The organism is Variovorax sp. dw_954 (assembly GCF_018449755.1).
Lineage (GTDB): Bacteria > Pseudomonadota > Gammaproteobacteria > Burkholderiales > Burkholderiaceae_C > Variovorax.
Map to the genome: position 1 here is coordinate 1 of NZ_JAAVVD010000010.1, position 13,542 is coordinate 13,542.

The 13,542-nt window shown below is 67.3% G+C and carries 16 protein-coding genes and 1 pseudogene; 8 read left to right on the forward strand and 9 right to left on the reverse strand.

Annotated features, from left to right (window positions below):
• The 3 genes and pseudogenes from HB681_RS16755 to HB681_RS16765 all read right to left on the reverse strand — a co-directional run.
• Positions 1–270, reverse strand: a pseudogene (locus HB681_RS16755) (hypothetical protein); the annotation flags it as partial.
• A gap of 261 nt (positions 271–531) precedes the next feature.
• Positions 532–2,724, reverse strand: coding sequence for a catalase HPII (gene katE / locus HB681_RS16760; protein WP_213955993.1), 2,193 nt, complete (start codon positions 2,722–2,724; stop codon positions 532–534).
• Positions 2,725–2,782: 58 nt separating this feature from the next.
• Positions 2,783–2,935, reverse strand: coding sequence for a hypothetical protein (locus HB681_RS16765; protein WP_213955994.1), 153 nt, complete (start codon positions 2,933–2,935; stop codon positions 2,783–2,785).
• Between the two features lie 313 nt (positions 2,936–3,248).
• Here HB681_RS16765 and HB681_RS16770 point away from each other — a divergent pair, with 313 nt between their 5' ends.
• Positions 3,249–4,079 (forward strand): transglutaminase family protein, encoded by an 831-nt coding sequence (locus HB681_RS16770; protein ID WP_213955995.1) that lies wholly within the window; start codon positions 3,249–3,251, stop codon positions 4,077–4,079.
• A 59-nt stretch (positions 4,080–4,138) separates the two neighbouring features.
• Here HB681_RS16770 and HB681_RS16775 read toward each other — a convergent pair whose 3' ends face one another.
• Together HB681_RS16775 and HB681_RS16780 are read right to left on the reverse strand one after the other, a co-directional pair.
• On the reverse strand, positions 4,139–4,705 hold the full coding sequence (locus HB681_RS16775; protein ID WP_213955996.1) for a hypothetical protein: 567 nt from the start codon (positions 4,703–4,705) through the stop codon (positions 4,139–4,141).
• A gap of 293 nt (positions 4,706–4,998) precedes the next feature.
• On the reverse strand, positions 4,999–5,979 hold the full coding sequence (locus HB681_RS16780; protein ID WP_213955997.1) for a succinylglutamate desuccinylase/aspartoacylase family protein: 981 nt from the start codon (positions 5,977–5,979) through the stop codon (positions 4,999–5,001).
• A gap of 89 nt (positions 5,980–6,068) precedes the next feature.
• Between HB681_RS16780 and HB681_RS16785 the strand changes: the two genes are divergently transcribed.
• Positions 6,069–6,305, forward strand: a complete 237-nt coding sequence (locus tag HB681_RS16785; protein ID WP_256354149.1) for a hypothetical protein — start codon at positions 6,069–6,071, stop codon at positions 6,303–6,305.
• A 25-nt stretch (positions 6,306–6,330) separates the two neighbouring features.
• On the opposite strand, the gene rpe is transcribed toward HB681_RS16785, so the two are convergent.
• Positions 6,331–7,017 (reverse strand): ribulose-phosphate 3-epimerase, encoded by a 687-nt coding sequence (gene rpe / locus HB681_RS16790; protein ID WP_213955998.1) that lies wholly within the window; start codon positions 7,015–7,017, stop codon positions 6,331–6,333.
• 125 nt (positions 7,018–7,142) lie between these two features.
• Between rpe and apaG the strand changes: the two genes are divergently transcribed.
• The 4 genes from apaG (at position 7,143) to thiL (ending at position 11,014) form a co-directional block, all read left to right on the forward strand.
• Positions 7,143–7,538: a Co2+/Mg2+ efflux protein ApaG gene (gene apaG, locus HB681_RS16795; protein ID WP_213955999.1), complete on the forward strand. Its 396-nt coding sequence runs from the start codon at positions 7,143–7,145 to the stop codon at positions 7,536–7,538.
• Positions 7,539–7,616: 78 nt separating this feature from the next.
• A complete protein-coding gene (locus tag HB681_RS16800) occupies positions 7,617–8,870 on the forward strand; it encodes a cation:proton antiporter (protein WP_213956191.1) in 1,254 nt (417 codons plus the stop codon).
• 44 nt (positions 8,871–8,914) lie between these two features.
• Entirely contained in the window at positions 8,915–10,036 is a 1,122-nt protein-coding gene (locus HB681_RS16805) for a YbdK family carboxylate-amine ligase (protein ID WP_213956192.1), read from the forward strand.
• A 3-nt stretch (positions 10,037–10,039) separates the two neighbouring features.
• On the forward strand, positions 10,040–11,014 hold the full coding sequence (gene thiL / locus HB681_RS16810) for a thiamine-phosphate kinase (protein ID WP_213956000.1): 975 nt from the start codon (positions 10,040–10,042) through the stop codon (positions 11,012–11,014).
• Positions 11,015–11,080: 66 nt separating this feature from the next.
• On the opposite strand, the gene HB681_RS16815 is transcribed toward thiL, so the two are convergent.
• The 3 genes from HB681_RS16815 to HB681_RS16825 form a co-directional block, all read right to left on the reverse strand.
• Entirely contained in the window at positions 11,081–11,518 is a 438-nt protein-coding gene (locus HB681_RS16815) for a putative toxin-antitoxin system toxin component, PIN family (protein WP_213956001.1), read from the reverse strand.
• Complete coding sequence (locus HB681_RS16820; protein WP_213956002.1) at positions 11,515–11,751, reverse strand: DUF2281 domain-containing protein; 237 nt, start codon at positions 11,749–11,751, stop codon at positions 11,515–11,517. The genes HB681_RS16815 and HB681_RS16820 overlap by 4 nt, the downstream gene beginning before the upstream one ends.
• A gap of 133 nt (positions 11,752–11,884) precedes the next feature.
• Positions 11,885–12,310 (reverse strand): hypothetical protein, encoded by a 426-nt coding sequence (locus tag HB681_RS16825; RefSeq protein WP_213956003.1) that lies wholly within the window; start codon positions 12,308–12,310, stop codon positions 11,885–11,887.
• Between the two features lie 212 nt (positions 12,311–12,522).
• Between HB681_RS16825 and HB681_RS16830 the strand changes: the two genes are divergently transcribed.
• Positions 12,523–13,035, forward strand: a complete 513-nt coding sequence (locus HB681_RS16830; protein ID WP_213956193.1) for a phosphatidylglycerophosphatase A — start codon at positions 12,523–12,525, stop codon at positions 13,033–13,035.
• Positions 13,029–13,520 carry a CinA family protein gene (locus tag HB681_RS16835; protein ID WP_213956004.1) on the forward strand — a complete coding sequence of 164 codons (492 nt, stop codon included), beginning with the start codon at positions 13,029–13,031 and terminating at the stop codon, positions 13,518–13,520. The genes HB681_RS16830 and HB681_RS16835 overlap by 7 nt, the downstream gene beginning before the upstream one ends.
• Positions 13,521–13,542 lie beyond the last annotated feature (22 nt).

The window sequence follows — 13,542 nt, forward strand, 5'->3', positions numbered from 1 at the left end:
GTGCAGCGCCTTGCTGGCCGCGCGCACGCTCTGGCGGAACTCGCCCTTGTCGGCCAGCGCCACCGCCTGGCTGCAGTACTGGTAGCCCGACAGCTTGATGTTGTCGTTGGCGTACAGCACCGCGCCGTCGTTGCTCAGCGCGAGGATGGTGTCGGTGTCGGCGAGGCGGGCTTTTTCCTGCTGGGCGGCGATGGCCTCGGCATCGCGCGTGGCGGGACGCGGGGTTTGCGCCGTGGCCCAGGGCATGCCGAGCAGTGCCGTGGCCACCATCGGTGCGGCCCACCAGGACCGGCGTTGTTCATGTTGTGTGCGATGCCGCGAATGTCTCGAGAACCAATTCATTGGACCCCCAGGCGCGATCTGCAGCCGCGCGCTCGCTACACGCGCAGACGACGCCGCAGAAGTGCGCGCCTCTCAGACCTCGTCGGCAAAGTCTAGGAGGGGGTCGATGGCACCGCTATTCGCAATAAGCCATACCGCATAAGGCTTAATCAATCGGGAGGAAATCACGGGTAACGCAGCCGGGAAGGGCTACGCCGGCACCGCATCCACGTTCGCCCGGTCCCAATGCCGGTGCCTGGCCATCGCGGCGATGAAGGCCTGCCCCACTTCCTGCGCCGCCGTGTTGTCGCCGAGGTTGTTGACCGGCGTCGCGGCCACCACGACACCCGCAGGCGGCGCTTCCGTGTCGGGCCCGATGCCCAGCGAAGCCAGCAGCGCGACGCCTTCGCCCACCGTGCAGATCGCCTTGCAATGCTTGTAGGCCTCCAGCACGAAGTGCACCGCGTCGCCGTTGCGCGCCAGCGCGTCGGCGCCTTCCTTGCCGGCAGGTACCAGCACCGCGTCGAACATCACCGAGGGCATGTTGATGAAGGTCGCGTCGATGTCGATCTGCCGCTTCGATGCGCTCGTCACGCTGCCCAGCCGCGGGCCCACCACCTTGCATTGCGCGCCGGCATGCTCGATGGCCTCGCGGATCGGCTTCAGCGAAGCGGAGTCGATACCGTCGGCCACCAGGATCGCCACCTTGCGCGTGCGCACCGAGCCGTCGCCGGTGCCGGCCATGCTGAGTGCCGGCGATTCCTCGACGGCCATGCTGATCTTGAAGTCGCGATAGCCGGCACGGCCCGCCGCGGCCTTGGCGTCCGGGGCGCCGATGCCCAGCGGCTCGGCCACGCGACGCGCGAGTTTCTCGTCGACGTGCGCAAGGTTGTCCACCATGCGCTGGCGAATGGCCGGCACTTCCAGCTTGGAGAGCTCGAAGCGGAAGGCCGCGATGATGTGCTCCTTCTCGGGCGCGCTCTGGCTGTTGAAGAACAGGCGCGCCTGCGTGAAGTGGTCGTCGAAGGACGGGCTGCGGCGGCGCACCTTGGGCGGGTCGATCTCTTCGGGGAAGGACTGGAAGCCCTTGCTGCCGCCATCGACACGGAACTCCTGGCCGTTGCCGAGCGAGTTGGGTTCGTACGCGACCTGCCCGCGCGCGATGGTCTGGCGGTGCATGCCGTCGCGCTGGAAGTTGTGGAAGGGGCACACGCCCTTGTTGATCGGCAGCTCGTGGAAGTTGGCGCCCCCCAGGCGCGAGATCTGCGTGTCGGTGTACGAGAACAGGCGGCCCTGCAGCAACGGGTCGTTGGTGAAGTCGATGCCCGGCACCACGTGGCCCGGATGGAAGGCGACCTGCTCGGTCTCCGCGAAGAAGTTGTCCGGGTTGCGGTTGAGCACCAGCTTGCCGATCTTCTGCACCGGCACCAGTTCCTCGGGGATGAGCTTGGTCGGGTCGAGCAGGTCGAAGCCGAGCGAATGCTCCTTGTCCTGCGGAATCATCTGCACGCCCAGTTCCCATTCGGGGAAGTCGCCGTTGTCGATGGCTTCCCACAGGTCGCGCCGATGGAAGTCCGCATCCTTGCCGGCGATCTTCTGCGCCTCGTCCCAGGCCAGGCCGTGGATGCCGAGCTTGGGCTTCCAGTGGAACTTGACGAAGTGCGACTCGCCGCTCGCATTGACGAGGCGGAAGGTGTGCACGCCAAAGCCTTCCATCATGCGCAGGCTGCGCGGGATGGCGCGGTCGCTCATGGCCCACATCAGCATGTGGGTGCTCTCCGGCATCAGTGAGGCGAAGTCCCAGAAGGTGTCGTGCGCGCTGGCGGCCTGCGGCATGGCATGGTGCGGCTCCGGCTTGACCGCATGGATCAGGTCGGGGAACTTCATCGCGTCCTGGATGAAGAACACCGGGATGTTGTTGCCCACCAGGTCGTAGTTGCCTTCGCGCGTGTAGAACTTGACCGAGAAGCCGCGCACGTCGCGCACCGTGTCGGCCGAACCTGCACCGCCGGCGACGGTCGAGAAACGCACGAAAACGGGCGTCTTCTGCTGCGGGTCCTGCAGGAAGTCGGCGCAGGTGAACTGCGACATCGACTTGTAGACCTGGAAGTAGCCATGCGCCGCCGAGCCGCGCGCATGCACCACGCGCTCCGGGATGCGCTCATGGTCGAAGTGCGTGATCTTCTCGCGCAGGATGAAGTCTTCCAGCAGCGTGGGGCCGCGCACGCCCGCTTTCAGCGAGTTGTGGTTGTCGGGGATCTGCAGGCCCTGGTTGGTGGTGAGCTGCGCCACGGGCTCTGCCGTATAGGCCGCGAGTTGCTCCTGCTTGCCATTGGCCGGATCGCTGGCGGAAGCGGAGGCCTTGGGGCGACGACCGCTGGCGGCCTTGTTTTGTGGCGTCATGAAGAACCTTCAGATTGGGAGAACGACGTGCCCCGCGGCACGAAGAAAAAAAAACGGATCAGCCGGCTTCGGCGTCGGAATCCAGGAACAGGTCGACGACGTTGACAAAGGCCACCGCGCCCACGAGTGCGGCCAGGAAGGCCACGACCCACACCAGCGCATCGTCCACCCACCCGCCACCCAGGCCATCCAGCAATGCAGAAAGCTCCATGAAATGCTCCCGTGGAGGTTGAACAATCGATCGGAAAGGATTCGCAAACCGCAGCAGCCCGGCGCGGTCTGCGAGCGAACAGCAATGTTCAAGGCAAGTGAGTCCATGCACCGTAGTGGGCCGGCGTCGCACCTTGTCAGCACGCCGAGGCGAAGCGGGTAGGAGAGGGCCGACGCGCACGCGCGGGCCGCCTACGCGAACTCGGGCGCAGTTGCCCCCGCACCGCGCCGCGCACCCGACTACGATGGGACGCATCCGGGGCCGGCATCAATCGTGCATGCGCCCTCCTGCACCACCTACACAGGGAAGCGTCATGCACATCCAGATCGGCTACGACATCGAGATCGGCGTCAGCGCGCCCACGGCATTGATCTACATGCTGCAGGTCCACCCCTCGCGCGAGGGCGACGTCATCGGCCACGAGAACATCACGCTCAGCCCGCCCCTGCGCACCGACCACTACCTCGACGCCTTCGACAACCACTGCGCGCGCGTGCAGGTGCCGCATGGCATCAACAGCGTGCGCCTGCGCAACCAGGCCGTGGTGTACGACACGGGCTGGGCCGATCCGGTCAACTATGGTGCGCAGCAGTGCGCTGAAGCGGATCTTCCGGTGCCCACGCTGATGTACGTGCTGCCCAGCCGTTATTGCGAGGTCGACAGCGAGTTGCTGCCTTTCGCCTGGAGCCAGTTCGGCAACACGATGCCCGGTTGGCACCGCGTGCAGGCCATCTGCGACTGGGTGCACAACCACCTGCAGTTCGACTACCAGCGCGCCCGCGCCACGCGCACGGCGCTGGACGGCTACCGCGAGGGCTACGGCGTGTGCCGCGACTTCACGCACCTCGCCATCACCCTGTGCCGCTGCATGAACATCCCGGCGCGCTACGTGACGGGCTACCTCGGCGACATCGGCGTGCCGCCGGTGCCCTATCCGATGGACTTCAGCGCCTGGTTCGAGGTGTGGCTCGGCGACCGCTGGTACACCTTCGACGCGCGCCACAACACGCCGCGCATCGGCCGCGTGGTGATCGCCCGCGGACGCGACGCGGCCGACGTGCCGATCACGATGGTGTTTGGGGCCAACACGCTGCAGCGCTTCGAGGTGACGACTGAGGAAGTGTTCCTGGAAATGGCTGCGTGACTCGGGCAGCAGCGTCGGCTTCTGCCGCACAAGCGACCAAGACCAGGAACATGCCGCATTCAGACGCTCGCGCTTGCATGAACGCGCGCGGGCAGTCCCGCGGCAAAGAGCTTTACGACGGACCTGGGCGTCAGGACATTGACTGACGCGCTGCCCGGAAGCGCCTGTGCCAGTGAATAACCCGTGAACGACCACTTGAACAGCCTTCCCCGGTTTTGCAGGAAGGCAACTCCGTCAACCTCGAAGATCGCTCCTTCGGGCAGATCACGCAGCGACGCTGTGTAGGTGACTTTTGCGCCACCTCGCGCAACGCGGTCCTCATGGAGACTTGCATCCACGTCCTTGATCGAAAAGGTCGTTGCCGCGTTCCCCGCGGCATGCGCCACGGACCATGCAGACTTGAAGGCATTGAATCGCTCGCGCTGACAGTAGGCGCATGGTCGGTGCCCCGCAGCGTAGGCGGTCGCTTCATCCAGGAAGAAAAGTTCCGAATACCGTCGGGGCTGGAACAGCGGCTTCCGGTCGATTGCCTTGAATGACGGATCACATGCAACCCAGGCTTTGCCTGTCCAGTGCTTGACGACCTTTCGTTCCGCGTCATGCAGGATGCCGCGGTTTCCCATCACGGTAGACACCCTCGCGGGGTGAACGTGCAACTGGCCCCAGGGATCAACACGGTTCTGAAGCGGCATATCCTGAACCCCAACAAGCAAGGCATGCGAACGCCGGACAGCGATCTGCTTGACCGCACGATCAGGCGCATTGCAATTTGCGCTCGCCAAGCCTGACCAGCACGGAACGGTTACGACAACAGTACACCGCGGGCATGCAAGACCGCAACCGTTTTCATCAACCAGCTACGCCAGCTCATTTCGCACGCCCCCCAATCCACAAGGCCCCGCCCCGTGGATTTCGTCCTCTACAGCCTGCGGTCGCTCGTCACTGCGAAGTAGAACCACTCGGTGCCGGCCGTGGCTTCCGGGTTCGGGAACACGATGAAGCCATCGCGGTCGGCCTTCAGCACGGCGCCGTCGGCGCGCATGCCGATGACTTCGCCGGCCGCCACCGGATCGAAAGTGGCCCATTCGCGGGCAAACTGGTCTTCATCGTCGAGGCGGTCGGTGACGCTGACCAGGCGCAGCAGCACCGGCGGCTCGCGCTCCGGCGCGGGCTCGGACACCATGCCAAGCAAGCGCAAGGCCGCGTGGATGGCCTGGTAGGCGACTTCGGGCGCGGCCGGGTCTTCATGCTGGCCGCATTCGAGCGTGACGCCGTAGCCGCCGCGGCTGCGCATGTATTCGTTGGTGCCCCAGCCGTAGGCCAGCGCCGCGACGTCGAGCGGCTCACCTGGGTTGCGCTGCTGCAGTCCGGCCGCGTAGATGTCGAGCCAGCCCTCGACCACGCGCGTCGTGCCCAGTTGCAATGCGAGCCGGCCTTCTTCCTCCGCGCGCGCGAAGGGCTCCAGCGTGCCGTCGTTGTTGCGCGGGCCGATCATCGCGAAGGCATCGCCCGCGCTCTGGAACGAATGCAGGTCGAGCAGCACGTCGTGCTGGTCCAGCAGGGGGCACAGCACGTCGGTGAGGCGGGCTTCGTAGTCGGCTGGCTCTTCGCCCTCGGGCGTGGGCTGGAAGAGGCGGTTGAGGTTGCGCTCGCCTTCGCGCCGCAGCAGCCGGCGCGCCAGCGGATTGGCCACCGGCACCATCGTCAGCGTGCCGCGCAGCAGTTGCACGCTGCCTTCATCCAGTTCCGCGCGCATGCGCTCGATGCCCACGGTGCCGCAGGTCTCGTCGCCATGCACGCCGCCCACCACGATGAGCCGCGGCCCCGGCTCGAGCGCGGCGAAGGCGTGGATGCGGATGGCGTCGGATTCGATAGTGGGTTCGGGCATGGGCGTGGACATCGCGAGGCATCCTACAACCGAGCGCCCGCGGCTCCTACCCCCCATTGCGGCGCGCCGTGGCACAAGCTCAATGCAACGAAGGAGCACACATGGCCACCCAGAGCAAGACAACCCGCGAACGCGGCAAGACGAAGATCGCGCAGGATGGCGAATCCGCCCCCAAGCTGCCGCATGAGCGCGACCAGTCGTCGGAGAGCCAGCAGAACGTCGACGGCGGCGCACCCGAGGTCGGGCGCCAGGCGCTGGAAGACATCGAGACCGGCAAGGTCGACACCGACCGCGGGCCGGTGACGGACCGGGTCTACAACGAGAAGGTCAAGCGGTAGGCAGGCGGCGCAACGACGGTCTGCATCAGCCTTTGGCCAACTCGCCCCGCATCGCCGCAATCACCCCTGCATAGTCCTTCGCCCCAAAGATCGCGCTGCCCGCCACGAAGGTGTCCGCACCCGCGCTGGCCACCCGCGCGATGTTGTCGGCCTTGATGCCGCCGTCGACTTCCAGCCGGATGTCGCGCCCCGCCTGGTCGATCAGCTTGCGCGCCTGCTCGATCTTGCGCAGCGCCGAATCGATGAAGCTCTGGCCGCCGAAGCCCGGGTTGACGCTCATGATCAGCACCAGGTCGATGTCGTCGATCGCGTATTCGAGGGCTTCCAGGCCCAGGCCCGGGTTGAACACCAGCCCGGCCTTGCAGCCGGCCGCCTTGATGGCCTGGATGCTGCGGTGCATGTGCGGCGACGCGTCGGGGTGGAAGCTGATGAAGTCAGCGCCCGCTTGCGCGAAGGCCGCGGCCAGCGCATCGACGGGCTGGATCATCAGGTGCACGTCGATGGGCACGGGCGTGCCGTCGGGCGTCATGGCGTGCGGCTTGAGCGCTTGGCAGACCATCGGGCCGAAGGTCAGGTTCGGCACGTAGTGGTTGTCCATCACGTCGAAATGGATCCAGTCGGCGCCGGCGGCCACGACGTTGCGGACTTCCTCGCCGAGCCGCGCGAAGTCGGCGGAGAGGATCGAGGGCGCGATGCGGTAGGTTTGGCTCATGGCCGCGATTGTCGCAAAGCCTTTTGCCTCCAGTCGATGGGGCTTTCGACTCGTCCCCACAAGGCACGGGTCGGGCGCAGCCCGGCGCCCTGGGCCCGGCAGCCTCGTCCGTTACCATGCGCCCCATGTCAACCCACCCGATCACCGTCGAGATCGAACCTCGCTACCTGTCCGAGCAGTCTTCGCCGGAAGAGAACATCTACACCTTCTCGTATGCCGTGACGGTCACCAACAACGGCCAGGTCGCCACGCAGCTGATCTCGCGGCACTGGTACTTCAGCGATTCCGCCGGCAACGTGCAGGAGGTGAAGGGCCTGGGGGTGATCGGCCAGCAACCGCTGATCGCGCCCGGCACCTCGTTCCGGTATTCCAGCGGTTGCCGGCTCAAGACGCCGAGTGGCACCATGCACGGCAGTTTTTTCATGGTGTCGGAACACGGCGACCGCTTCGATGCCCCGATCGCGATGGTCATGCTGGAAGCCGACTTCGGCGGCAGGCCTGTGTCGCGCGTGCTGCACTAGCAGGCCCGGTCTCTTTCCGCACCCGTCGCCTCGCGCGACTACATGGTTCCCGTTGTTGATTCACGCATGTCCTCCTTCATCAACGAATTGACGAATTTCTGGGCCGACTGGGTCCGACCTTCCGCCGGTTTGCCGACGGTGCTGTGGTCGCTGCTGATCGCGGTGACCGCGGCGGCCGGCCATCTGGTGCAGCGCTACATCGGCATGCCGAAGGTGGTGGGCTACTCGATGGTCGGCACGCTGGTCGGGCTGGCCGGCTTCGAGGGCGCGGTTTGGCCGCTGCAGGGCGTGGGGCTGTTCATGGTCGAGCTGGGCGTCGCCATCGTGCTGTTCGAGGCCGGCGGCCGCCTGCCGCTGCGCTGGTTCCGCCACAACCCGATGGTGCTGGTGCAGAGCGTGATCGAGTCCACGTTGACCTATTTCGCCGTCTACTGGGTGCTGGTCTGGCTCGACGTGCCGGGCCCGGTGGCCAATGCGCTGGCGCTGATGGCCATCGTCGCCTCGCCCGCCGTGCTCTCGCGCGTTGTCATGGACACGCGCGCCTCCGGCCCGGTGACCGACCGCGCGCTGACGCTCTCCACGCTCAACACCTTCTATGCCGTCACGCTGGGCTATGCGCAGGCCGGGCTGATCGAGCGCGCCCCCAGCGCCATCACCGAGCGCATCTATCCGGTGCTGGTGGTGCTGGGCATGTCCTTCGCCATGGGCGCGGCCGTGGCGCTGGCCATGCGCACGGCCTTGCGCGTGATGAGCCCGACCAGCGAGAACACCTCGATCCTGATGCTGGCGCTGATCGCCGCCGGCACGGCCGTGTCGGCGCACATGGGCGGCTCCGCGCCGCTGGCCGCGCTCATCGGCGGCATCATGCTCAAGCAGCTCAATCCGCGCCCGTGGTCGTGGCCGAGCCAGTTGGGGACCGCAGCCTCGCTGCTGACGATGCTGATGTTCGTGCTGGTGTCGATCGTGGCGGCGCAAGCCGACTGGAACCTGCCGGTGGCCGGCCTGGTGCTGGCGCTGATCGCGGCCCGCGGCGTGGCCAAGGTGGTCGGCGTCTCGCTGGGCAACCCGGGCAGCGGCACGAACTGGAAACAGGCCCTCTGGGTGGGCGGCGCGATGGCCCCCTTGTCGTCCATCGCACTGCTGATCGCATCGAACTTCGTCACCGCATCCCCACTCCTCGGCGTGCTGATCACACAGACCGCGCTGCCGACGATCCTGCTCATGGAAGTCTCCGGCGCGGTGATCGTCACCATCGCCATCCACCTGGCCGGCGAAAGCTCCGTGCCCTGGACGCCCGAGGCCTTCAGCACCACGGAGGACAACCAGTCGTGAGCATCAAGCAGAACATGGCCACCGTGATGCCGATGTCGCGCGTCGTGCCGCTGGAGCGCTTCAACAAGTCGGAGGCCTTGTCGCTGGGCGTCGAGCTCGAGTTGCAACTGGTCAACACCCATGACTACGACCTCGCACCCTATGCCGAGGACATGCTGCGCCTGATGGCGCACACGCCGCTGCCCGGCAGTGTGGTGCCGGAGATGACGTCGAGCATGATCGAGATCTCGACCGACATCTGCCACTCGGCCAAGGACGTGATCGCGCAGCTCACGCCGATCCGCGATGCGCTCGTCAAGAGCGCCGACAAGCTCAACATCGCCGTGGTCGGCGGCGGCACGCATGCGTTCCAGCAGTGGCACGAGCGCCGCATCTACGACAAGCCGCGGTTCCGGGAACTGTCGGAGCTGTACGGCTACCTGAGCAAGCAGTTCACCATCTTCGGCCAGCACGTCCACATCGGCTGCCCCGATGCCGATTCGGCGCTGCTGATGTTGCATCGCATGTCGCGCTACATACCGCACTTCATCGCGCTGTCGGCCTCCTCGCCGTTCGTGCAGGGGCAGGACACGCAGTTCGACTCGGCGCGGCTCAACTCGGTGTTCGCCTTTCCGTTGTCGGGCCGCGCGCCCTTCGCGCTCACCTGGAAGGAATTCGAGGCCTACTTCGAGCGCATGACGCGGACCGGCGTGGTGCGCAGCATGAAGGACTTCTACTGGGACATCCGGCCCAAGCCCGAGTTCGGCACCATCGAGATCCGCGTGTTCGACACCCCGCTCACCGTGGAGCGCGCGGCCGACCTGGCGGGCTACGTGCAGTCGCTCGCGGCATGGTTCCTGCAAGAGCAACCCTTCACGCCGACCGAGGACGACTACCTCGTCTACACCTACAACCGCTTCCAGGCCTGCCGCTTCGGGCTCGACGCGGTGTACGTGGACCCGGCCAGCGGCGAACACATGCCGCTGCGCGAACATATCCTCATGACCATGACGCAGCTCGAATGGCACAGCGAGGCCCTGAACGCGACCGAATCGCTGGCGCGCCTGCGCCGCGACGTCGATGCCGGCCAGAACGATGCGCGCTGGTTGCGCGAGCGGCAGGGCAAGGAACGGCTGTTGGCCGAGGTGGTGCGGCAGGGCGCGTTGCGCTTCCGTGGCGCGGTGTGACCCATGGGCGAATTCGACCTCATCGCCAAGTACTTCACCCGGCCGGTGAAGCGCGCGGTGCTGGGTGTCGGCGACGACTGCGCGCTGCTGGCGACCACGCCCGGCATGCAACTGGCCGTGTCGTCCGACATGCTGGTGGAGGGCCGCCACTTCCTCTCGACCGTCGAGCCCGCGCGCCTGGGCCACAAGGCGCTGGCGGTGAACCTCAGCGACCTGGCCGCCTGCGGCGCGATGCCGCTGGCTTTCACGCTGGCGCTGTCGATGCCGACGGCGGACGAAGCCTGGCTGGCGGGCTTCTCGCGCGGGTTGCTGGCGCTGGCCGATGAACACGGTTGCGAACTCATCGGCGGCGACACCACGCGCGGGCCGCTCAACATCTGCATCACCGTGTTCGGCGAGGTGCCGGCCGGCGCGGCCTTGCTGCGCTCTGGCGCGCGGGCCGGCGACGACATCTGGGTCAGCGGCACGCTGGGCGATGCGCGGCTGGCGCTGGAGGCATTCCGCGGCACGCTGTCGCTGCCAGCGCCGATGCTCAAGCATGCGCGCCTGCGCATGGAACAGCCGACCCCGCGCGTGGCGCTGGGCCTGGCGCTGCGGGGCGTGGCCACGGCGGCGATCGACGTCAGCGACGGGCTGCTCGGCGACCTGGTCCACATCCTGCTGGCCAGCCGCGTCGGCGCCCGCATCGACGCCGATGCCGCGACGGACCTGGTCGCGGCGCGGCGCATGCCGTCCAACGCGGAATCCGGCCTCGCGCTGGAGACCCTGCGCACCTGCGCGCTCTCCGGCGGCGACGACTACGAACTGGCCTTCACCGCGCGGCCCGACGCACGCGACGCCGTCGAGCAGGCCGGCCGCGCGAGCCACACTGCCGTCACCCGCATCGGCACGGTGGAGCCCACGCCGGGCATCCGCGTGGTGGATGCCCATGGCGCGCCGTTGGCGCAGCGCTTCTCAGGCTTCGATCACTTCGGGTGAGTGGGCTGCGGGCTTCGCGATTCGCGCAGAGCTGCGCCAGGCGGGGAAGCGGCGACGCGCCCCGAATCAGGTCTGCAGTGCCAAGCGTTCCCACGCCTGACGGGCTGTGACGATCGGAATGCCTTCGTAGCTGACGAGCGGCAGCAGGTCGCGCTGATCGCCCGAGGCGATGAGGTCTGCGGCGCCGGCCAGCGCCGCGGCCAGCACCTGGTCGTCGTCCGGGTCGGTGGGCACCACGCGCGGTACGCTGATGGGGGCGACCACGTGGGCCAGCAGTCGCAGGTCGGCGATGATGCTCTCGGGCGTTTGGCCGGCCAGCCGATTGAAGAACTTTGCGCGCCCGAGCACGCGTTGCAGCTCGGCCAGCAGGGCTTCGCTGGTACATAGCTCGAACTCTCCCGCTCGCGCGGCATCCAGCAGTTGACGCGGCAGGCCGGAGGAGATGACGCCCGAGACAATCAGGTTGGTGTCGATGACAAAACGCATCGATGCGGCGCCGTTCAAGCGCCTTCGCGGCGGGTCTGGCGATCGGCCTGGACCTCGGCCTCGATCTCATCCTCGGACAGCGGCGGCAAGCCCAGGGCGTCTATCTTGGCGAAAGTGTCGCCCAGGCGTGCAGCAGCGGCAGTGCGTTCTTCGCGGGCGGCGAGGAACTCGACAAAGTCCACCACCTCGGCCACGCGGCCGGGCGGCAACTTCTTCAGGCGTTCGATCAAGCGGGATTCAAGGGCGGTCATGGTTCGTTCCTATATACGCACCAGCGCTGCTGGGTTGCTGCCGAGGTTGTACCGCAGGTTTGGTCAAACCCGCACAACCCTGTGACGCAGTCACCTTGGCGAAGCCCCGCAACGGGCTTGGCGCCGAGCCCTGTCACCCCTGCCGCGCAAACACCCCCCGCAGCGGCGACACGAGCCATATCGTGAGTTGCAACCCGAGCGCGAGGCTCGCCATGAAAGCCAGGATGCCGCCCATCGTATGGATCGGCATCGGCACCAGCGGCAGCACCCACATCCCGGCCAGGCAGGACACCACCCAGGACATCAGCACGACAAGGCTGACGACGACGGAGAAGGGCACCCCATCGAGGCCCAGCGCCACGAGGCCGTTGGCGAGCGAGCCGCTGTCGGGGTCCGCATCGCCGTCGCCATGCAGTTGCGTGGGAACACCCAGCCGTGCATCCCCGAACCCGACGATGCCGAGCATGCCCAATAGCCAGTAGATCAGCACGACACCGAGCAGCGCGGTGAAAATCGCGGTCGGATAGCTCCCCACGGCCGCCACGAAGCTGCCTTCCATACCCACTCCCTGTCTTTGTTGTTCCGGACCCGGACTGACCCGTGACCCGCGCCGCGGATTGTGCAGGACGCATTGCCGCCTACATGGTCAAAATGCGCAACCCGAGTCTCATTGGACGCCCGCCGGACCGATCACCCTCCTTTCCAGAAATGACCGACCCCCACCCACCGGAAATCTCCCAAGGCATGCGCGCACCGCCGCTTCGCATCGCGATGCGACGACCGACCTTGCGCTTCATGGCGTCGCACCCGGCGCACTGGATCGCGCTCGGCTTCGGCTCCGGCCTGCCGCGCGTCGCGCCCGGCACCTTCGGCACCTTGTGGGCCTGGGCCGCCTACCTGCTGATGCAGCGCTGGCTGGGCGAGGCCGCCATCGGCTGGGTGATCCTGGCCTCGCTGCCCATCGGCTGGTGGGCCTGCACCGTGACGGCCCGGGACATGAACATCGCCGACCCCGGCAGCATCGTGTGGGACGAGGTGGTCGCGTTCTGGATCGTGCTGTGGGTGGTGATGCCCACGGGCTTCTTCGGCCAGCTGGTCGCCTTCGCGCTGTTCCGCGTCTTCGATGCGGCCAAGCCCGGCCCCGTGGCCTGGGCGGACGGCCTGTTCAAGCAGGGCGGTGCGGCAGAGCCCGACTGGTGGCGTGCCGGCTTCGGCATCATCCTGGACGACCTGGTGGCGGCCTTCTGCGCCTTGCTGGTGATCGCGGCGGTGCGCGCATGGTGAGCCGCACCGAAGAACTGCTGCCGCGGCTGGCCGAGCTCATGGTGGCCCGGGGCCTGATGCTGGCCACTGCGGAAAGCTGCACCGGCGGCCTGATCGCCGGCGCCTGCACCGACCTCTCGGGCTCCTCCGCCTGGTTCGAGCGCGGCCTCGTCTGCTATTCCAACGACGCCAAGATCGAACTGCTCGGCGTCGACCTGGCGCTCATCGTCGCGCATGGCGCGGTCAGCGAGCCGGTGGCCGGCGCGATGGCCGCCGGCGCGGTGGCGCGCTCGCATGCACAGGTGTCGGTCGCGGTCACCGGCGTCGCCGGGCCGACCGGCGGCACCGAGGCCAAGCCGGTGGGCACCGTCTGGTTCGGCTGGTCGGTGGACGGCATCGTGCGGACCGAACGGCGCCTGTTCGACGGCGACCGCGCGGCGATCCGCGCAGCCACGGTGCAGCACGCCATCGAGCGCCTGGTGGCGCTGTTGCAATCTCCACGTTGATCCTCGAAAGGAGCCTTCGCCC

What these genes read in the sequence shown, in the direction of transcription:
- katE (WP_213955993.1), bottom strand. Translation starts at nt 2,724, where the DNA reads ATGACGCCACAAAACAAGGCCGCCAGCGGTCGTCGCCCCAAGGCCTCC.
- HB681_RS16765 (WP_213955994.1), bottom strand. Translation starts at nt 2,935, where the DNA reads ATGGAGCTTTCTGCATTGCTGGATGGCCTGGGTGGCGGGTGGGTGGAC.
- HB681_RS16770 (WP_213955995.1), top strand. Translation starts at nt 3,249, where the DNA reads ATGCACATCCAGATCGGCTACGACATCGAGATCGGCGTCAGCGCGCCC.
- HB681_RS16780 (WP_213955997.1), bottom strand. Translation starts at nt 5,979, where the DNA reads ATGTCCACGCCCATGCCCGAACCCACTATCGAATCCGACGCCATCCGC.
- HB681_RS16785 (WP_256354149.1), top strand. Translation starts at nt 6,069, where the DNA reads ATGGCCACCCAGAGCAAGACAACCCGCGAACGCGGCAAGACGAAGATC.
- rpe (WP_213955998.1), bottom strand. Translation starts at nt 7,017, where the DNA reads ATGAGCCAAACCTACCGCATCGCGCCCTCGATCCTCTCCGCCGACTTC.
- apaG (WP_213955999.1), top strand. Translation starts at nt 7,143, where the DNA reads ATGTCAACCCACCCGATCACCGTCGAGATCGAACCTCGCTACCTGTCC.
- thiL (WP_213956000.1), top strand. Translation starts at nt 10,040, where the DNA reads ATGGGCGAATTCGACCTCATCGCCAAGTACTTCACCCGGCCGGTGAAG.
- HB681_RS16820 (WP_213956002.1), bottom strand. Translation starts at nt 11,751, where the DNA reads ATGACCGCCCTTGAATCCCGCTTGATCGAACGCCTGAAGAAGTTGCCG.
- HB681_RS16825 (WP_213956003.1), bottom strand. Translation starts at nt 12,310, where the DNA reads ATGGAAGGCAGCTTCGTGGCGGCCGTGGGGAGCTATCCGACCGCGATT.
- HB681_RS16830 (WP_213956193.1), top strand. Translation starts at nt 12,523, where the DNA reads ATGCGACGACCGACCTTGCGCTTCATGGCGTCGCACCCGGCGCACTGG.
- HB681_RS16835 (WP_213956004.1), top strand. Translation starts at nt 13,029, where the DNA reads ATGGTGAGCCGCACCGAAGAACTGCTGCCGCGGCTGGCCGAGCTCATG.